The organism is Leptolyngbya sp. GGD, assembly GCF_026735145.1.
Taxonomy (GTDB): Bacteria; Cyanobacteriota; Cyanobacteriia; order Leptolyngbyales; family Leptolyngbyaceae; genus Leptolyngbya; species Leptolyngbya boryana.
In genome coordinates, this window is sequence record NZ_JAPQKE010000003.1 from 632014 (window position 1) to 649760 (window position 17747).

General features: G+C 46.3%; 20 protein-coding genes. 11 read left to right on the forward strand and 9 right to left on the reverse strand.

Annotated features, from left to right (window positions below; genetic code table 11):
- Positions 1–16 precede the first annotated feature (16 nt).
- A complete protein-coding gene (gene aroH, locus OU814_RS17930) occupies positions 17–427 on the forward strand; it encodes a chorismate mutase (protein ID WP_268184575.1) in 411 nt (136 codons plus the stop codon).
- 90 nt (positions 428–517) lie between these two features.
- Here aroH and OU814_RS31340 read toward each other — a convergent pair whose 3' ends face one another.
- Together OU814_RS31340 and OU814_RS17940 are read right to left on the reverse strand one after the other, a co-directional pair.
- Positions 518–877, reverse strand: coding sequence for a chlorophyll a/b-binding protein (locus OU814_RS31340; protein WP_326498317.1), 360 nt, complete (start codon positions 875–877; stop codon positions 518–520).
- Between the two features lie 81 nt (positions 878–958).
- A complete protein-coding gene (locus OU814_RS17940) occupies positions 959–3160 on the reverse strand; it encodes an NACHT domain-containing protein (protein WP_268184576.1) in 2202 nt (733 codons plus the stop codon).
- 185 nt (positions 3161–3345) lie between these two features.
- Here OU814_RS17940 and OU814_RS17945 point away from each other — a divergent pair, with 185 nt between their 5' ends.
- Entirely contained in the window at positions 3346–3771 is a 426-nt protein-coding gene (locus tag OU814_RS17945; RefSeq protein WP_268184577.1) for a hypothetical protein, read from the forward strand.
- The gene (locus tag OU814_RS17950; RefSeq protein WP_268184578.1) at positions 3768–4187 is read left to right on the forward strand and encodes an HNH endonuclease; all 420 of its coding nucleotides are present in this window, start codon (positions 3768–3770) and stop codon (positions 4185–4187) included. The genes OU814_RS17945 and OU814_RS17950 overlap by 4 nt, the downstream gene beginning before the upstream one ends.
- 14 nt (positions 4188–4201) lie before the next feature.
- Here OU814_RS17950 and OU814_RS17955 read toward each other — a convergent pair whose 3' ends face one another.
- Entirely contained in the window at positions 4202–4636 is a 435-nt protein-coding gene (locus OU814_RS17955) for a hypothetical protein (protein WP_268184579.1), read from the reverse strand.
- Positions 4637–4755: 119 nt separating this feature from the next.
- On the opposite strand from OU814_RS17955, the gene OU814_RS17960 reads away from it, so the two are divergent.
- Positions 4756–6192: a folate/biopterin family MFS transporter gene (locus tag OU814_RS17960; protein WP_017288102.1), complete on the forward strand. Its 1437-nt coding sequence runs from the start codon at positions 4756–4758 to the stop codon at positions 6190–6192.
- 14 nt (positions 6193–6206) lie between these two features.
- On the forward strand, positions 6207–7727 hold the full coding sequence (locus OU814_RS17965) for a carotenoid oxygenase family protein (protein ID WP_268184580.1): 1521 nt from the start codon (positions 6207–6209) through the stop codon (positions 7725–7727).
- Between the two features lie 47 nt (positions 7728–7774).
- On the opposite strand, the gene OU814_RS17970 is transcribed toward OU814_RS17965, so the two are convergent.
- The gene (locus OU814_RS17970; protein ID WP_017288104.1) at positions 7775–8353 is read right to left on the reverse strand and encodes a rhomboid family intramembrane serine protease; all 579 of its coding nucleotides are present in this window, start codon (positions 8351–8353) and stop codon (positions 7775–7777) included.
- Between the two features lie 53 nt (positions 8354–8406).
- Positions 8407–9285 carry a M48 family metalloprotease gene (locus OU814_RS17975; protein WP_268184581.1) on the reverse strand — a complete coding sequence of 293 codons (879 nt, stop codon included), beginning with the start codon at positions 9283–9285 and terminating at the stop codon, positions 8407–8409.
- Between the two features lie 64 nt (positions 9286–9349).
- On the opposite strand from OU814_RS17975, the gene OU814_RS17980 reads away from it, so the two are divergent.
- A complete protein-coding gene (locus OU814_RS17980; RefSeq protein ID WP_268184582.1) occupies positions 9350–10219 on the forward strand; it encodes a DUF72 domain-containing protein in 870 nt (289 codons plus the stop codon).
- A 6-nt stretch (positions 10220–10225) separates the two neighbouring features.
- Here OU814_RS17980 and OU814_RS17985 read toward each other — a convergent pair whose 3' ends face one another.
- The 3 genes from OU814_RS17985 to OU814_RS17995 form a co-directional block, all read right to left on the reverse strand.
- Positions 10226–10447, reverse strand: coding sequence for a PIN domain-containing protein (locus OU814_RS17985; protein ID WP_268184583.1), 222 nt, complete (start codon positions 10445–10447; stop codon positions 10226–10228).
- Between the two features lie 151 nt (positions 10448–10598).
- Positions 10599–10859, reverse strand: a complete 261-nt coding sequence (locus OU814_RS17990) for a hypothetical protein (RefSeq protein ID WP_268184584.1) — start codon at positions 10857–10859, stop codon at positions 10599–10601.
- Between the two features lie 44 nt (positions 10860–10903).
- On the reverse strand, positions 10904–11686 hold the full coding sequence (locus OU814_RS17995; RefSeq protein WP_268184585.1) for a hypothetical protein: 783 nt from the start codon (positions 11684–11686) through the stop codon (positions 10904–10906).
- Positions 11687–12013: 327 nt separating this feature from the next.
- Between OU814_RS17995 and hpsJ-B the strand changes: the two genes are divergently transcribed.
- From hpsJ-B to OU814_RS18015, 4 genes are all read left to right on the forward strand, one after another.
- Positions 12014–12832, forward strand: a complete 819-nt coding sequence (gene hpsJ-B / locus OU814_RS18000) for a hormogonium polysaccharide biosynthesis protein HpsJ (RefSeq protein ID WP_199329622.1) — start codon at positions 12014–12016, stop codon at positions 12830–12832.
- A gap of 79 nt (positions 12833–12911) precedes the next feature.
- Positions 12912–13772: a glycosyltransferase family 2 protein gene (locus OU814_RS18005; RefSeq protein WP_017288111.1), complete on the forward strand. Its 861-nt coding sequence runs from the start codon at positions 12912–12914 to the stop codon at positions 13770–13772.
- 227 nt (positions 13773–13999) lie between these two features.
- Positions 14000–14692, forward strand: a complete 693-nt coding sequence (locus OU814_RS18010; protein ID WP_197693268.1) for a DUF502 domain-containing protein — start codon at positions 14000–14002, stop codon at positions 14690–14692.
- A 29-nt stretch (positions 14693–14721) separates the two neighbouring features.
- The gene (locus OU814_RS18015; RefSeq protein WP_017288113.1) at positions 14722–15492 is read left to right on the forward strand and encodes an HAD family hydrolase; all 771 of its coding nucleotides are present in this window, start codon (positions 14722–14724) and stop codon (positions 15490–15492) included.
- A 3-nt stretch (positions 15493–15495) separates the two neighbouring features.
- On the opposite strand, the gene OU814_RS18020 is transcribed toward OU814_RS18015, so the two are convergent.
- Positions 15496–16383 carry a Uma2 family endonuclease gene (locus OU814_RS18020; protein ID WP_268184586.1) on the reverse strand — a complete coding sequence of 296 codons (888 nt, stop codon included), beginning with the start codon at positions 16381–16383 and terminating at the stop codon, positions 15496–15498.
- A 274-nt stretch (positions 16384–16657) separates the two neighbouring features.
- Between OU814_RS18020 and OU814_RS18025 the strand changes: the two genes are divergently transcribed.
- Complete coding sequence (locus OU814_RS18025; protein ID WP_268184587.1) at positions 16658–17737, forward strand: HEAT repeat domain-containing protein; 1080 nt, start codon at positions 16658–16660, stop codon at positions 17735–17737.
- Positions 17738–17747 lie beyond the last annotated feature (10 nt).

Here is a 17747-nt window from a genome sequence, read left to right on the forward strand (position 1 = left end):
TTGAGACGAGCAAGATATGGAGGATACCCACGTGCATTGGCGAGTACGAGCAATTCGGGGAGCGACCACCGCTTCAGAAAATACGATCGAGTCAATTCGGGAAGCGGTGACGGAGTTATTAGACGAGTTGGAGGCTTACAACACGTTAGACCCTGATGAGATCGTCAGTGCTACGTTTACGGTGACGAAAGATCTGGATGCGATTTTTCCGGCTGCGATCGCTAGAGAACGCGCGCATTGGGCAAATGTGCCGCTAATCGACGTGCAGCAAATGTATGTGAAGGGGAGTTTAGAGCGGTGTATCCGGTTTTTGATTCATTTCAATACGCCTGATCCGGATGTGAAAATTCATCATCCTTATCTGAGACAGGCAAAAAATCTTCGTCCAGATTGGACGATCGCTCAAATTGCTGGAACGCAAAGTTAGATTGCAAAAAAACTGGGCATCTCTACCAGAGATGCCCAACAGACTAGCTTTCAAGGTTGACCAGAATTTAAAAGAAAGATAACGATACGATTACATCAGACCCAGGAAGCGCAATACGCCGCTACCTGTTAAATATTCAGTGATCAAAGCAGCCACAAAGCCGATCATTGCTAATCGACCATTCCATAGTTCAGCTTGCGGAGTGAAGCCAAATTTCCAAGCGTTACGATCCTCTACAGCAGGTGCTGTAATCTTTTGTGTGTCTTGCATGGTAAGTACTCTGAACGCATTAGCTGTAAATATATTAACTAATATTACAAAAAGTGTCAAAGTATTACGAATATGGTTAAGTGCGATACATAAAGCTGATATGGAAGCGTTAAGTCGGGTTGGGTGAAACTGAGAAGCATTGATCGAGCTATCTGAGAAGCGGCAACAAGAAATTATCATTGCAACTACGAATGTCGGTCATCTTTCAAGATTTACGATCGCTCAGCATTGGCGCGATCTTGTTTGACGCTCCCTATCTCCCTATCTCTCCACCTTCACCTGCTTTGCAAAATGCTCCAACAGTTCCCGATGAATGAACCGATAGCGTCCGCCGATGCGTTGTAGCAGTCGCCGCTCGGTGCAGTAGTTGAGAAATTGCGCTATGTTCCAGGGAGCAAGATTGTTTTGCCAAAGTACTAAGCGGAGACAGATATGCTTGATGCAAGTCATTCCAAGCTCAGGACGTATACTCCAGAAAAGCGCTATTGGTAATCCAATGAGTAAGAGAATTGGAATATTTATGCTTGTAATTGAATTACCCTTTAGTGATTGGTCTACTGCCAATCGAAATATTAGAACCAGTAGGATGAGAACTAATCCTACTAGGTAGCCTACAATAGCGCTTTTTAATGTATGTTGTGCAGAAATCCACATTCCTTGGTTGGGATAGGAACTAACTTTTAGTTCAAATGTGTTCCGCTCTTCTATGAGGGCTTGCCTCAACTTATTAATTCTTTGCTGTAGTTCAGATATTTCTTCTCGTGAAACGCCTACTTTATCGAGAATTCCGTCTACTCTTTGTCGTGCGAAATCTATTTTCTCCATAACTTCATCTATGTTTGATGGTCTGTCCTCCAGTTGGTTTACTTCTACGCTGATTTGCGCTAATTCCTTTTCATCTCGTATTACTGAGCTTACATCGCTCATTAGTGAATCTATATTGCTGATTCGTGCTTTCCATTTCTGTATTCGTGTATCTCTCTCTTGTAATAGAGCATCCATATTTTGCCGGATTCTATTTAGCCTCCCCTCAAGTCTATTGTTTACTTCAAAAAGTAGCGCAAGAGTTAATGCAATACTCAGTGCAGGAATCATGCCTATATTCTGTGCAAATAATATTGCGAAGAACAGGCTGCTGACTATCAAGTTAATTGATTGAATGAGCAACCGATATCGATTGCTTAGCCAAGGTGATTCAAGCCAAGAAAAATCGATTTGTTCGATCAGAATTTCTATCTTATTTCTTTGTTGTAGCTGTCTTGCTATCCATCTCAAATGTTGTTTTGCTGCTGTGTGATTTAGCTCCTGTTCTACTATTTCATAAGCCCAATTTTTCTTATCTAAGTTTTTTCTCCGATCGCTAGATCTCACATCAAAACTCAATTGCCGATCGATATACCGTTCCAGCAATTCTCCCTTCGCCCGAAACGGCTGATTCCTGTCATAAATTGCCGCTGCCAAAGACACAAACAAAGGAACCCGCAACAATCCCGCTTCCCCATTATTCGGCTCCAACATCTGCTGCATCTCTGGCGTTTCCTGAATCTGTTGCCAAAGTCCCTCTCGTTCAACCTGCTGCAAATAAGTCTGAATCTGTCGATCGCTTAACGGCTCTAACTCAACTGCACCCCGCAAATTTCCTAAGCGAATTCCTGACTCTTCAAATTCTTTCGACCTGCAACACACCACAACTTGTGGATACTGTCGCGTAAAATCATTCAATTTCGCCATACATTTCTGCTGGCGTTCCATTCCCAATTCATCTAATCCATCTAGCAACGGTAATAAAACTCGTTGTTCTAACCATTGCTCATAGCGTTTCAGCTTACGATCGCCCCCGTACAGATCGTAAAGCTGCTCAATCAGCCAATCTTGAATCGATTGATTGTCATTCTTCCAAGTTGAAAGCTCAAAGATGACAGGAATTACTGTTTTTGGATTGTCGTAGCCTTCGGCGCACGCTTGCGTGTTCGCTCCCGCCAAAAGCTGTTCTGCCAAACTTAGCAATAGCGTTGTCTTTCCCGCCCCTGGCGTACCCAAAATTAGCAACTTTCCTGCAATGTCGCCTCGTCCAAAGACCTCAATCATTAACTGTCCTGGATCGAGTAATTCTGAATCTTCTCCAGCGATCGTCAATCTTCGCTCTGACTCCAAAGCAGGCAAATTTACCCGTTCTGGCTGTTCTGACAGTTGAAGTGAGAGAGGATCGCGATCGCGCAATACGTATTTCAGTCGATTACGAACCTCTGCCTGCTGCTCGTGAATGACTCGCCCTGCCCATTCCCAATCGATTCCTGACGCAATCGAGCGTGAACCAAACAAGCCGTTATAAACGATCGTCACCTGCTCCACATTTTGGAAACTCAGCGCATCCCGTCCTGCCTGCGTCTGTTGCAACGTGCTATTTACGACAGAACTATCCTTCAGCGTTTGAGCTTGACGCGACTTCAGAAACCAAATCATGGGAAATCGATTGAGAGGCTTCTCCCTATGTTACTGACATCGAAAATCAATCTTAGGGAGAGCAGAGAAAAATTGTTACAGTTCAAGTGTTTTGCTGATGAAGTGGAGTGCGATCGCATCAGAACAGAATTGACCATTTTCCTCGATTAGAATAAGCAATATATCGCACTCTTCGGATTGCAAGTATGACAACGCAACGAGTCACAATCGATCTTCCAGAAGCAGTGTTTCGGCAGCTTGTTCGCATTGCGGAAGCAACCCAGCAGCCCGTTGAGAAGCTTGTCGCTCAAAGTGTGCTGAGTAATCTTCCACCTTCAGTAGAAAATGCTGCACCTGAGCTACAGAGAGAGTTGATCAGAATGCAAGTGTTGAGTACAGAAGAGTTATTGGAAATCGCGCGATCGCACAACGAACCTGCTCAACAAGCCCGTCATACAGAACTTCTCACCAAAAACGAGATGCAATCGCTTTCCTTACAGGAACAGCAAGAACTATCCACATTGAGGGAGTCTGCTGATCGTCTGATGCTCCTTAAAGCCTATGCCTGGTCTATTTTGCGCTGGCGAGGACAACGAATTCCACCCTTAGAAGAAATCCCTTTGCCCCGATGACGATTTCAGAAGCTTTACGGCGGCAAATAATCGAGGAAGCGGGTCATCGATGCGAATATTGCAAAACCTCCTCACGCTTGATTGGGATGCCGCTGATTATGGAACATGTCTTTCCAAAATCGTTAGGGGGACAAGACGATCGCAGCAATTTGGCAGCATCGTGTTACCGATGTAATGAATTTAAAGGAGCCAGAACGGATGCCCGTGATCCCGAAACGGGTCAGCTTGTTCCTCTGTTCAATCTTCGAATGCAGACTTGGAGCGATCATTTTACGTGGGGAAATGGGGGCACTCATCTTTTGGGCATAACATCAACAGGGAGAGCTACAGTCATTTCGCTCCGACTCAATAACGAAAACATTGTCGAAGCGCGAGCCATCTGGATTGAGTTCGGTTGGCATCCTCCTACAACTTGATCCTGTCTTAGAATTTAGAATCCTAAGAGTTTTGCGGCTCCTCCTAGCCAAGGCGCGATCGCGTTAAATACCGCCTGTCCCTTCTCCCAAAGCCCTTTCCCCGCCTCAGTTCCCTTATTCAAAGCTTCCAGCGTTTCCCCCGCTCGCTTCAGATTCTTTGCCACCATTTCTTTATCCGCATCGTCCCGCTTTGCCTCATCCTTTGCGGCTCCGACCGAATTTAGGAGTTTTTGCTGCGTCTCGGCTTCAATGCTCGATCGCTTCACCGTGGTCTCTAATTCTTCCAATAGGTTCACGACATCTGAACCAGTTAAGCCTGATTGCTGAACGGACGAGACGACGGATTGAGTTGCAGTTGCATCTGCTCCTGCCTGAGTCATCTGAATCTGACTGCCGACAACGGAACTTCCTGAAATCGCTTGAGACTGAGGCGGCTTTTTCTGAAACATGGTCGAATTACCAGCATTTTCCCTATTGTAGAAAATGCAACGCGAGGAAGAAGACTCGTAAATCAGTAAATCGCAACTTTCCGCAGGTCGGATAATACCCGGCTTCTGGATCTAGCGATATGATTAAAGACATTGATATTTGTAAAGAAACGTCAATGATTGTTTCTGACTCTGGTTTATCCAAACTCAAGGCATCCGTGACCGAGAAACTCTTCTTTGGGCACGAGCCATCTGCTGAGTTAATCGCGATTCTGCTGGTCTATTTTGTCCAAGGGATTCTCGGATTAGCTCGACTGGCTGTGAGTTTCTTTCTCAAAGACGAGCTACATCTCAATCCGGCTGAAGTCTCAGCACTGCTGGGTATTGTAGCGCTGCCCTGGATGATCAAACCTCTATTTGGGTTTATCTCGGATGGCTTACCGATCTTTGGATATCGTCGTCGTCCTTATCTGATTCTGTCTGGACTCATTGGAACCACAGCTTGGATTCTCCTGGCAACGGTTGTACATTCCGCTTGGGCGGCAACGTTGGCAATTTCATTAGGGTCTTTGTCTACCGCGATCGCAGATGTCATTGTCGATTCCCTGGTTGTCGAACGAGCTAGAGGCGAATCTGTAAGTGGTGCGGGTTCGTTGCAGTCCCTAAGCTGGGGAGCTTCTGCATTGGGTGGTTTGATGACTGCTTACTTCAGTGGGGCATTGCTTCAGCAGTTTGATACTCGAACGATTTTCTTAATCACCGCCACATTTCCGCTGATTGCTTCATCGGTGGCTTGGTTGATTGCAGAGTCTCCAGTTACCTCGAAGCCTGATTGGTCAGTTGTGGGCGATCAATTGAAGCAATTGAAGCAGGCGATCACGCAGAAATCGATTTGGCTGCCAACTGCGTTTTTATTCTTGTGGCAAGCGACTCCAACAGCTGAATCTTCGTTCTTTTACTTCTCAACGAATGAATTGGGATTTGAGCCGGAGTTTTTAGGGCGAGTTCGACTTGTCACGAGTATTGCCTCGATCGTTGGAATTTGGGTGTTTCAACGATTTCTCAAAGGGGTGCCATTTCGAGTTATTTTTGGCTGGTCTACCGTCATTTCAGCCGTTTTAGGATTGTCGATGATCCTGCTCGTGACGCATACCAATCGAGCATTGGGAATTGACGATCGCTGGTTTAGCTTGGGCGATAGTTTGATTCTGACGGTGATGGGACAGATTGCTTTCATGCCTGTGCTCGTGCTTGCAGCAAGACTCTGCCCGCCGGGAGTGGAAGCGACCTTATTCGCGTTGCTAATGTCGGTTGTTAACTTGTCTGGATTAGTCTCATACGAGTTTGGAGCGTTACTGACTCACTGGTTTGGCGTGACCGAGACAAACTTCGATAATCTATGGATTTTGGTCTTGATTACGAATTTGAGCACGTTGTTACCCTTACCTTTACTCGGTTGGCTGCCTGGGGCAGATGCGACGACTTCTGAGCCGATCAAACTTGCTGAGCCAGTTGGACAAGCTTTGGTTTCGGTCGGTAGCAGTGAAGTCGTTGAAGTCCAGAAAGATAGTGTTTAGGAATTGATTGGATAATGCAAGGATTTCAGCTTTTTGAACATGCAGCGACGGTTCCGACCCGTTCTTACAACACAGAAGAATGGCAACGCGGATATCGATCGCTGAAAGAAGAACATAGTTATTGGATTGAAGAGATTGAAGGCGAAATCCCGACTGAGCTAAACGGAACGTTGTTTAGAAATGGGCCTGGATTGCTCGATATCAATGGAGAACGGATTCAACATCCGTTTGATGGCGATGGCATGATTAGCGCGATCGCATTTCACAACGGTCGTGCTCATTACCGCAATCGATTTGTTAAAACTGAAGGCTACTTAGCAGAACAAAAAGCTGGCAAAATTCTCTATCGAGGCGTATTCGGCACTCAAAAATCTGGCGGCTGGCTCGCGAATGCTTTTGATACTCGCATTAAGAATATTGCTAACACACAAGTGCTTTACTGGGGCGGTAAATTACTTGCCCTTTGGGAAGCCGCAGAGCCGCATCGTCTTGATCCGAAAACTTTAGAGACGATCGGGTTAGAGTATTTCGATGGCGAACTCTCGACAGGCGCACCGTTTGCGGCACATCCTTGGATTGATCCATCGAGTCAATTTGATCAGGGCAACCCTTGCTTAGTCAACTTCTCGATCAAGGCTGGATTATCCTTCACCATTAGCATTTACGAATTGGATCTTGATGGCAAAATTGTTCGGCATCATGAGCATCCAGTTCCGGGATTTGCTTTTATTCATGACTTTGCTATCACACCGAACTATTGCATCTTTTTCCAAAATCCAGTTGCATTCAATCCTTTGCCGTTTTTAGCAGGATTGAGATCGGCAGGTGAATGTATCAAATTCCGCCCGGATCAACCCACAAAAGTTCTGATTATTCCCCGCGATCCAGCCCTCAAAGCGAAACCGAAAATTCTTGAAACGCCTTCAGGTTTTGTGTTCCACCATGCAAATGCTTTTGAGCAAGATAGCGAAATCGTGCTCGATTCGATTTGCTATGAGAGCTTGCCATCGGTTGAACCGGGTTCGGACTATCGCGAAACTGATTTCGATGCGCTTGCACCGGGTCAATTGTGGCGATTCCGCATGAATTTAGAGTCGGGAACAGTCGATCGACAACTGCTCGAACCTCGCTGCTGTGAATTTCCTTTTATTCACCCTGCGCTCGCTGGACGACAGCATCGCTATGTTTATCTCGCTGCGGCTCATGCTGAAAGCGGGAATGCTCCCCATCAAGCGATTCTCAAAGTTGATGTTGAAACTGGAGAACGTCAGACTTGTAGTTTCGCACCCGATGGCTACGTTAGCGAACCTGTCTTTGTGCCGCGTGGAAAAGCTTCAGACTCTGGGCTTTACACCGAAGTGCAAGGTGCAGAAGATGACGGATGGCTAATTGCAGTGGTCTTTGATGTGAAACGCGATCGCTCAGATGTGGTGATTGTTGATGCAAAGGATTTGAGTGTTGTTGCAAAGCTCCATTTGAAGCATCATATTCCTTACGGGCTGCACGGCTCGTTTACGCCGCATTACTTTGAATAGATTGCAACGCAAAAGAGCGATCGAATAATTTCGATCGCTCTTTTGCATCAGCGTCGTGAAAGTTCTCTTGCTGCGTAAATCCCGCCCAAGAAGCCGAAAAGGTGCCCTTCCCAGGAGATACCGAAGCGACCCGGCAGCACTCCCCAAATCAAACCGCCGTAGAGCAAACCGACAGCGAGAGATAGCGCGATCGACAAACTACTCCGTTCAAAATAAGCTCGTGAGAGTAGAAAGCCGAAATAGCCAAAGACGACACCACTCGCCCCAATATGTAATCCTGCTGAACCAAATAACCAAGTTCCGATTCCGCTTGCTAAAGCGACGATCACACTGACTTTGAAAAATTCAGGAATGCCGCGCAGCATCACAAACCAGCCCATGACAACGAAGGGAATGGTGTTACTAATGAGATGCTGAAAGTTCAGGTGTAGAAATGGGGCTAATAAAATACCTCGCAGCCCAATCGTGCTACGAGGATAGATGCCCAGGTAATTTAATCGACCGCCTAAAGCAATATCGACAAATTCCAGCAGCCACATTGCGGCAACGATCGTGCCAAGGATTGCAATATGAGCTTTGATTTCATCACCGATTCCGTTGGGATCGTTATAGTCGCGTCGCGTCATAGCGGTTTTTTGTGTTGAGATATTTCTGTTCTAGCACAGAGTTCTCAACGAAATTAAGCCGCGATCGCCGATGAGCGTTGAGCCGCGAGTTCCATTAAGCGACGAATTCGTTCTTCGGTTGCAGGGTGAGTGCGGAAGAGAGACTGTAACCCTTGGGTTGATAGCGGATTCACAATTAAGAGCGGTGACATTGCCGGATTTCCATTCATGGGGATTTGATGCCCAACGGTCTCCAATTTCTCTAGCGCACTGGCAAGAGCTAACGGGTTGGCAGTGAGTTCAGCAGAACCTTGATCTGCCGCAAACTCACGAGTTCGAGAAATTGCGAGTTGAATCAATGAAGCGGAAAGGGGGGCAAGAACAATCAGAAATAAGATGCCTAAAGGATTGTTGCCCCGGCGATTATTTCCGTAAACTGGCCCATATAGAGCGCCGAAGGTTAAGATGCGACCGAGAAAAGTGATGGCACCTGCGATCGTACCTGCAACCGCTTGCGTCAGCGTATCGCGATTCTTCACGTGAGTTAATTCGTGAGCGAGAACGGTTTCTAATTCTTCCGGGGATAGCAAATCAACAATCCCTTCTGTCACTGCTACAGAAGCATGTTCTGGATCGCGTCCGGTTGCGAAGGCATTGGGGGATTTGGTGGGAACGAAAAAGATTTTGGGCATGGGAATTTCCGCTCGATCGCTGAGTCGTTTCACCATGTCAAAGAGTTCGGGGGCTTGTTCCCGTTCGAGTGGCTGAGCAGCATAGGATGCAAGCGCAACTCGATCGGAGTAATACCATGACCCGAAGCTCGTGAAAGCTGCAAAGATTAGTCCTAAAATAAGACCTTGCTCATTTCCGACGAGATAGTAACCTGCTAAAACTAGGATTCCGCTTAAAAGTCCTAATAGTCCTGCTGTTTTAACTTGATTGATACCTAGCATGTTGATCAAATTTTGAAGGGGCAGTCTGATTGTCTAAATTTACGTTGTGATTTGACTCTATCTGATGATTGAATCCTCTTTCTCCGACAGAACGAAATTTCGGATCGGTTGTGCAATTTGGGCATATAAGCAGTGGGTAGGCGATCTGTTTCCCCCAAAAAGTAAAGCTTCTGATTTTCTAAATCTCTACAGTCGTCGCTTCACTTGTGTTGAGGGTAATACGACGTTTTATTCCATTCCCGATCGCGCTACAGTCGATCGCTGGAAATCCGAAACGCCTCTTGGCTTTAAGTTCTGCCCAAAGCTGCCAAAAATACTGACTCATTCTGGAAAGCTTGCCTCGTCGATATCAGGAGCCTTGCAGTTTTTGGAACTCATGCAGGGACTCGACGATCGCTTAGGGGTCTTGTTTGCTCAATTACCTCCAAGCTATAGCCCTGCGAATTTTGCAGATTTAGAAACGTTTCTTCGCGGCTGGAAGGGTGCAGATTTGGCGTTAGAAGTTCGACATGCCCAATGGTTTCAAGAACCGCATCGCAGCCGCTTGAACGAGCTATTGCAAGAGTTAAAGATTGGGCGAGTGTTGCTAGATACACGCCCAATCTATGAATGCGAAGATGATCCGCAGTTGGAGAGCGAACGCAAAAAGCCGAAAGTTCCATTGCAGCCGGATGTGACTGCACCGTTTACTTTGATTCGATATATCAGCCATCCAACTTTGAATCAGCAGTATTTGGAAGAATGGGTGAAAATTGTCGATCGCTGGTTACAACAAGGCACAGAAATTTACTTTTTTGTCCACTGCCCTGTTGAAGAACATTCACCCCAAAACGCCCGCCAATTCCAAAGATTACTAGAGCAGCAAGACGTGAATGTTCCGCCTCTTCCCTGGGATTTGATAGAACAACCGCCTTCACAAATGAGCTTGTTCTAAAAAACGTTATGGAATTTCAGCGTCAAACGGATTTAACAACTGAAACTGCCCTATCCACTGAAAATCGTTGATATTTCGTGTTACTAGGGTCAAGTTATGAACGAGTGCAGTGCCAGCAATTGTGGAATCTCCAAGTGAGATTCTGCGAATCTGGCGGAGTGCAACAGCTTGTTCCAAGACAGGCTGAGTCATCGGCAAAACTTGAGCGACTTGAAAAAACAGTCCCAAGCGATTCGATCTGCTTCTGTTAAGCGATGATAACCAAGAACCTCGACGTAACTTAACGCAGAGACAGCGGGAGCATGATCAGCGATAAATTGCCGAAGCTGAGCATTTTCAGGTTGAATCGCGTAAATGATAATGTTGCTGTCGAGAAGCATTATTCATCTCGTCCTGGAATAGAGCGATCCTGACGGACTTCGTGCTGCCAAGCGATCGGATCAATCTCTGAGAAAGCACGACTTGCGGCGAGTTTCTCAAGCACTTCAGCCATTCTTTGCCCACGAGTAGCAGAATCTATGCCCGTTTTTTCCTCTAAGACGGTGATGTGAACTGCGATCGATTGCTCTCCCAATTCGGGGGCTTCATCAAGCCACTCGATCGAGTTTCCCTTTAAAGCAGCCCTAAATGTTCGCAGCATACGGATAGCTAAGTGATGTATTTGTATTATCTCGTTTACTCGATCTAAACCGAAAGTCTCAACAAGAATCCACCGTTCGTCGTGACGATCAAATCCTTTTCAAAAGCGACAATTCCCGACGGAATCTGATATTTCGCTGTTTTTACATCGGCAACAGTCGAAACTTTTCCGGCTTTATCCACTGCGACAACTAGCCCTGCGTTCGTCGTCGCCACAATTTGATCGCGCCAAATTGCCACATTAAACGGCAATCCAAATCCTAACTCTTGCAAATCGACGATCGCTTTCACGTCTCCTTTCTCACTCACTCGCACCAAATGCCCACTCGACTGCGCCACAACCACGGAGTCCCCTTGCACGACTAGCCCGAATGGATTCTTAAACTCAGTCAAATTCGCGATCGTCTGAATCTCACCTTTTTGGCTCACTCGCACCAACTCACTTGTCGATTCGACCACATCCGTCGAGACTGTGACCCAGTACTCATCTCGAAACACCGTCACCCCAAACGGCGCACCATAAGCCCCACTCTGACGAGATAAATCTGCGATCGTCTCTACTTTGCCATCGGGTTTCACCCGCATTAAATAATGCTGAGGCAGAAAACCTGATACCGTTGCAATCACATCATTGCCTTGAGCGGTCATCCCAAACGGGACACCTAACTCATCTTTCATAAAATTCGCGATCGCCGAACTTTCTCCCTGGGGTGTCACTCTCAACAGTTGCCCATCTAACAACGGCACAATCAAATCCCCTTGCCTCACCGTAATATTCTGAGGGGTATAGATATTTAGCTTTTGAGAAATCACGGAGAGAGTTGCCATCATCTCAGAAAGTTTAGAAAAGTTGATAAGAATTCAAGCAGAAGGAACTCCGCTAGCGTTCTGGGGTCAAAAAAGCTTGTGATTTCTAAGCGTAGCAATGTTACCCTCTACATGCGGTGCAAACCTCAACTTCTATTTAGAATTTGATTCATTGACCTGACGTAGACATCCTCGGTATTCCTGCGCTTGAATCGCCATATAACTCATGTAAAATAACCAAGTTTCCAAAGTCACTTTACATTGAAGAAAGAAATCGCGCAGATCTAACCCGATGAGGTTTGAGTAATTTGCAATCCGTAGACAACCGTTAAATTTCTAGAAAGCCCGATGAAAGCAACGAATTCACTTCCCACCGCCCCCTTCGTCCTCCGACTCGTCGGCATCATTATGATCGTGTCGTCGATGGTGGACTATATTTCGGTTCTAATTCCGCCGAATTTCTCTGATAAAGCCTGGTTCGCGAACGTTGTCACACAAATCGTCGATCGTGGAATCATCCCACTCGTCGGTTTTGCCTTCCTCTTCGCCGGTGCATTCCTAGAAAGCGGTTCTTTCAATCTTGGAGAGCGCGTTAAACCTGCGATGTCGTTCCGGTTCTGGGCGATGCTGCTGTCTTTGCTCCTCGGGTTGGTGTTCCTCATTGCTTTCCCGCTGCACTTAAACAATACCCGTCAGGTTTCGGATCAGGCGCTAGAGCGCATCGATCGAGAAGCAAAAGACGCAGAAAATCAACTCAATACCCAAGTTCAACAGCGTCAAGATCAGATTACTGCTGCGCTGCGTGACCCGAATCAGAGCAAACAATTGGATGATCAACTCAAACAAATTGATGCAGCGATCGCCAGTGGTCAATTAAAAGGAGATCAACTCACTCAAGCCCAACGAGCGCAGAAAGAACTGCAAGCGCTAAAAGCGAATCCCAATTCGGTTGCCGATCGTGCAAAAGAATTCCGCAACACACAATTGACTTCAATTCGCGAACGGCGCACTCAAGCCGAGAATCAAGCGAGAAACGAATTCTGGAAAACTGGAATTCGAGTCGGGATTAGCAGCTTACTGCTTTCGCTGGCGTACTTCGTGATCGGGTGGTCAGGATTACGCGAGTTGGGTGTGATTGGTGGGAAGCGCAAGCCTGTAATGCGATAAAAATCTGAGGCTGCTTGCAAGATTAAAAAGGCAAATGGGGAGAACTAGAAGGTGATCCCCTTTGCCTTTTTTTACGGTTATGTTTTCTATTTTCATCCTGACGCACAACGAAGAAGTCGAAATCGCTGCATGTATCGAATCAGCGTTGTTGTCAGATGATGTAATCGTTGTCGATTCTTGTAGCGATGATCAAACGATCGCGATCGCAAATTCTTATCCCGTTCGTGTGATTCAACATCCCTTTGAAAGTCACGGCAAACAGCGCACCTGGATGCTGCAATCTGTCCCTGTGAAACACGAATGGGTCTACATCCTCGAAGCCGATGAGCGGATGACGCCGGAACTGTTTCAAGAATGCCTCGACACAATTCAAACAGCCGAGCATATCGGCTATTACGTGGCAGAGCGCGTGATGTTTATGGGCAAATGGATTCGCCGCAGCACGCAATATCCGAGATATCAGTTGAGACTCTTTCAGAAAGAAAAAGTTTGGTTTACCGATTACGGACATACTGAACGCGAAGTCGTAGACGGAACCACTGGATTTCTCAAAGAAACTTATCCGCATTACACCTCTGGTAAAGGGTTCAGCCGCTGGATTGATAAACATAATCGCTATTCGACAAATGAAGCGATCGAAACGATCCATCAACTTGAAACCGGAGGCTTAAATTGGAGCGCGCTATTTTTTGGCAAATCTGAAGTCGAACGGCGACGGGCATTAAAGGATCTGTCGCTGCGACTGCCTTTTCGACCGTTGATTCGATTTTTCTATATGTATCTGCTCTTAGGTGGGATGTTTGACGGCTATCCAGGATTTACCTGGTGCATGCTGCAAGCGTTTTACGAATATTTAATTACGCTGAAGGTTTGGGAACTCCAGCATCAGCCTGTAGACTCTCCCAAACTCGTCACACCGATCCTAGAAAATGTTAAATAATATACAGATCGTGTTCGGATATGTCGAGCGGGGATCAATGATTAAATAAGAAAGCTTAGAAATTCCTCAAATTCTCAACCTTTCTTTACAATATTAATAAACAGAGTAGATGCTGATTGCAAGATTTTTTGAGGAGCGTTCCTAATTGCGATTCAAGAATCGAAATCTACTTCTAAGGTAACGTCTACACTGAATGGCATAGCTGCCGTTAGATGAAGGAGATATCTGTGATCCATCGTCTTAAGCAAGATCTAAAAAACGACCTGATCGCCGGATTACTGGTTGTAATTCCGTTGGCAACGACGATTTGGCTGACGTATACGATCGCGAATTGGGTGATCAATTTCCTGACGCGCGTTCCGAAACAATTGAATCCTTTTGACGGCTTACATCCGCTCTTAGTGAATCTGCTCAATTTTATCGTAGGGCTAGCGGTTCCTCTGTTCAGTATTCTGTTTATCGGTTTGATGGCACGGAATATCGCGGGGCGTTGGCTCTTGGATGTCGGTGAGCAAGTTTTGCAGGCAATTCCGCTGGCGGGTGCGATTTATAAAACGCTGAAACAATTGCTCGAAACGGTATTACGCGATTCGAGTGGAAAGTTTCGCCGCGTCGTGTTGGTGGAATATCCGCGTGAGGGAGTTTGGTCACTAGGATTTGTCACGGGTGCGATCGGAGCCGAGGTGCAATCGCATTTCAAAACGGATATGCTGAGCGTCTTTATTCCCACGACTCCCAATCCGACCACGGGCTGGTATGCTGTTGTGCCTGAGAATTCGGTGATTAATTTGTCGCTGCCGATCGAAGATGCGTTCAAGGTAATTATCTCAGGTGGGATTGTCAGCCCAGACTCAATGAATGTGATTACAACTTCGACAACTACGAAACCTCCTTTAGTTGAAGCAACGGCGGACGAGTAGTACGCTTGAGGGGAATTTGAGGAGGTTGTATGCCGGGTTCCCCTAGTGTGTTGGCGTTAGATTTTGATGGTGTAATTTGTGATGGTCTGAAAGAATATTTCCAGACCTCTTGGCAGGCTTACGCGCAAATTTGGCAGACGGATACGACGCCGAATGAGCAGATCGCACCTGCTTTTTATCGATTGCGTCCGGTGATTGAGACGGGCTGGGAAATGCCTATTTTGATCCGATCGCTGGTAGTCGGTGTTCAAGAAGAAGAGATTTTGCAGAATTGGCTGACGATCGCGACTCAGACGATTGAGAAAGAGCAGTTAAAACCGTTAGAGATCAGTGCAGCGGTCGATGGAATTCGCGATCGCAAAATTGCAACCGATTTAGACAACTGGCTGGCAGAGCATGAATTTTATCCGGGCGTGATCGATCGACTGAATACAATTTTGAATAGCTCAACTGATTTTTTCATCATCAGTACAAAAGAAGGACGATTTATCAAGCAGCTTCTGAAACAGGAAGGGATTGAGTTAGCAGATTCGCAAGTGTACGGCAAAGAATCGAAGCGACCGAAACCACAGGTTTTGAAAGAACTCCAACAGGTTTATCAGGGTGCGATCTGGTTTGTTGAGGATCGATTGAAAACCTTACAGGCAGTTGAGCAGCAGGAATCGTTGCAAGAGGTCGAATTATTTCTAGCAGATTGGGGATATAACACGCGATCAGAACGAGAAGAGGCGCAGAATAGCGATCGAGTTCATCTAATTTCTTTGCAACAATTTGGACAAGACTTTCCGAATTGGCTGTGATGCTTATTCAGTTTGAAGCTGTTGTACCTCAGTTTCAATTAGCCCTGTGATCTGACTGACTTGCTCGATCGACATTCCTGTTTGCAGGAGATTTCGAGCAACTTGCAGTATTTGAGCTTCTGCTTGATTGGCGCGTTGTCGTTCTTGCTCTGCATCAGTCAGTATCCAATTGCCTTGATCGTCGTACCACCGTAACCAAGACCGACAAATTCCCTCAAATTCGCCTTGCCACAAGCCCAGTCCGATTTCCAGTTCTGGAATCCAAATCCGAGAATTTTCAGGATCAAGGGGTTGTGCTTGATATTTTCCACTCACCAGTTTGAAGAAATGCACCTGATCGTCATAGCGACTAAACACAATGTAGTAAGGAACGCGCAAAATCTGCTCGTAAACCTTCCATTTTGAAGGAGGTTTCTCTGACTTTTGACCTTTCGCTGTCGGCGTTTCAGATGCTTCTCTCACAGGTTGAAGGGGTTCCAACTCGATCTCTGGAGTATCAGCATAGGAACCCAAATCTTCTTTTTCTGTCCCAGGCGACAACAGTTCAACGACCACAAAGGGCGCACGTCGTTCTTGCCAGATCACATAGCTATTGCGGAGATCTCGCCCTTGATACAGACGCGGAACTCCGATCGACAAAAACCAATCTGGGCGCTTGTACCATTGCGGATGTGCGCTGTCGTAATACAGGTTTAAATCTGCTCCCGTAAAAAATTGATCAGTTACGGATTGGGTTAGTCGCAAGGTGCGGCTGAGAAGTTGAGGTTGAAGATCGTGAAATTCGTCGGGTAAACCAGGCTCCTCTGGATTCTCGCTGGGCAAATCATACATCGTTGGGAGCGTTTGCCAGGGAGGAAGTGGTGGATCGGGCTGGGGAAATGGTGAAGTCATAATAGATCAGCGATCGATGAGACTCTACTCTCATATTGTGCCGGATTATTGGGGAAGGCACGAACGCGATCGCTCTCGAAAGATAAGTTGTTTTATCAACCTAATTACGAGATGGAATTACGTAAATTACGAATTTGTGTCATATAAAACAGGAATAACCGCTTCTACTCAGTAATATCCCTGATATTTTTCATCACAATGATACTGTGTGCAATAGTCGATCGATTTCATTGCAAACGTTGCTTGATGTATAAGAGGGACAAAAATGAGGAACATGGGTTCAGTCTTTTTAGCACTTGCCATAGGGACGACATTGACAGTTTCTGAGGGGGCTTCTGCACAATCTACACCACCAGCAGGGCAGCAAATTCAGTACTCTGGTTCTTTTACAAATGCAACTCATAATCTGAGCGGTAAAGTCCTCATTAATCTGAGCTTTGGCTCCGATGATCAGGTCTCCGGCTATATCAACTTTACAAATTATCCTAACGCTCGTGCGCTATGCGGAGCAGGTAAGCTTACTGGGCGCAGACAAGGTAAAACATTGCAGTTTAGATTTGTCTCTGATGATCCAGATCCAGGTTGTGGTTTCGATCGAGGTTGGATATTTACAGGTAGCGCTACGCTTTCAAGCGATCGCACTGCGCTCGAAAATGGAACTTACCAGGTTATCCCTAGAGGGCGACGTGTTGAGAGTACTGGCATCTTTAGAGCCACTGCTCAGAATGTTGATCCGGTTGCGACTCGGATGCGGCAACTATCTTTACGGGAACAAGTTGGCTATCTGACCCAACTTATCAAAACTGGTAGTGAACAAGACCAGGCTAAAGCAAGAGAGATTTTGAAAACAGCACCCCCCGATGCAATTCCCTACTTAATTCCCTATCTGAAAGAGTCATCACCAGAAGTTCGCAAGGTTGTTGTTCTCTCCTTTGTTGGGATGAAAAGGTCAGCAGAACCAGCAATTCCCCACATCATTCCGCTACTAGAGGACTCAGATGAGTGGGTGCGGGCTTACTCCGTCATGGTTTTATTGAATATGGGAGAATCATCCAGTCCCTTCATTCCGCAACTGACGCGATCGCTGAAAGATCCATTTGTGACAGTTCGTTATTTATCGGCGCAGGTATTAGGAGAGATAGGAGTCGCCGCTAACTCTGCAATTCCTCATCTCATTCCGCTGTTGAAAGAGTCCAATGTCTTTCCTCGTTCTGCGGCAGTAAATGCTTTAGGAAAGATGGGAGAGTCTGCACGAGTTGCGATTCCCCAAATCATTCCGTTATTGAAAGATCCAGACCCAAAAGTTGTGGATGCAGCGAGAGCTGCGCTAAGAAACTTGGGGTATCAGGAATAGTCTGAACGAA

Coding starts and splice junctions, on each gene's coding strand:
- aroH (WP_268184575.1), top strand. CDS start 17: ATGGAGGATACCCACGTGCATTGGCGAGTACGAGCAATTCGGGGAGCG.
- OU814_RS31340 (WP_326498317.1), bottom strand. CDS start 877: ATGATAATTTCTTGTTGCCGCTTCTCAGATAGCTCGATCAATGCTTCT.
- OU814_RS17940 (WP_268184576.1), bottom strand. CDS start 3,160: ATGATTTGGTTTCTGAAGTCGCGTCAAGCTCAAACGCTGAAGGATAGT.
- OU814_RS17945 (WP_268184577.1), top strand. CDS start 3,346: ATGACAACGCAACGAGTCACAATCGATCTTCCAGAAGCAGTGTTTCGG.
- OU814_RS17950 (WP_268184578.1), top strand. CDS start 3,768: ATGACGATTTCAGAAGCTTTACGGCGGCAAATAATCGAGGAAGCGGGT.
- OU814_RS17955 (WP_268184579.1), bottom strand. CDS start 4,636: ATGTTTCAGAAAAAGCCGCCTCAGTCTCAAGCGATTTCAGGAAGTTCC.
- OU814_RS17960 (WP_017288102.1), top strand. CDS start 4,756: ATGATTAAAGACATTGATATTTGTAAAGAAACGTCAATGATTGTTTCT.
- OU814_RS17965 (WP_268184580.1), top strand. CDS start 6,207: ATGCAAGGATTTCAGCTTTTTGAACATGCAGCGACGGTTCCGACCCGT.
- OU814_RS17970 (WP_017288104.1), bottom strand. CDS start 8,353: ATGACGCGACGCGACTATAACGATCCCAACGGAATCGGTGATGAAATC.
- OU814_RS17975 (WP_268184581.1), bottom strand. CDS start 9,285: ATGCTAGGTATCAATCAAGTTAAAACAGCAGGACTATTAGGACTTTTA.
- OU814_RS17980 (WP_268184582.1), top strand. CDS start 9,350: ATGATTGAATCCTCTTTCTCCGACAGAACGAAATTTCGGATCGGTTGT.
- OU814_RS17990 (WP_268184584.1), bottom strand. CDS start 10,859: ATGCTGCGAACATTTAGGGCTGCTTTAAAGGGAAACTCGATCGAGTGG.
- OU814_RS17995 (WP_268184585.1), bottom strand. CDS start 11,686: ATGGCAACTCTCTCCGTGATTTCTCAAAAGCTAAATATCTATACCCCT.
- hpsJ-B (WP_199329622.1), top strand. CDS start 12,014: ATGAAAGCAACGAATTCACTTCCCACCGCCCCCTTCGTCCTCCGACTC.
- OU814_RS18005 (WP_017288111.1), top strand. CDS start 12,912: ATGTTTTCTATTTTCATCCTGACGCACAACGAAGAAGTCGAAATCGCT.
- OU814_RS18015 (WP_017288113.1), top strand. CDS start 14,722: ATGCCGGGTTCCCCTAGTGTGTTGGCGTTAGATTTTGATGGTGTAATT.
- OU814_RS18020 (WP_268184586.1), bottom strand. CDS start 16,383: ATGACTTCACCATTTCCCCAGCCCGATCCACCACTTCCTCCCTGGCAA.
- OU814_RS18025 (WP_268184587.1), top strand. CDS start 16,658: ATGGGTTCAGTCTTTTTAGCACTTGCCATAGGGACGACATTGACAGTT.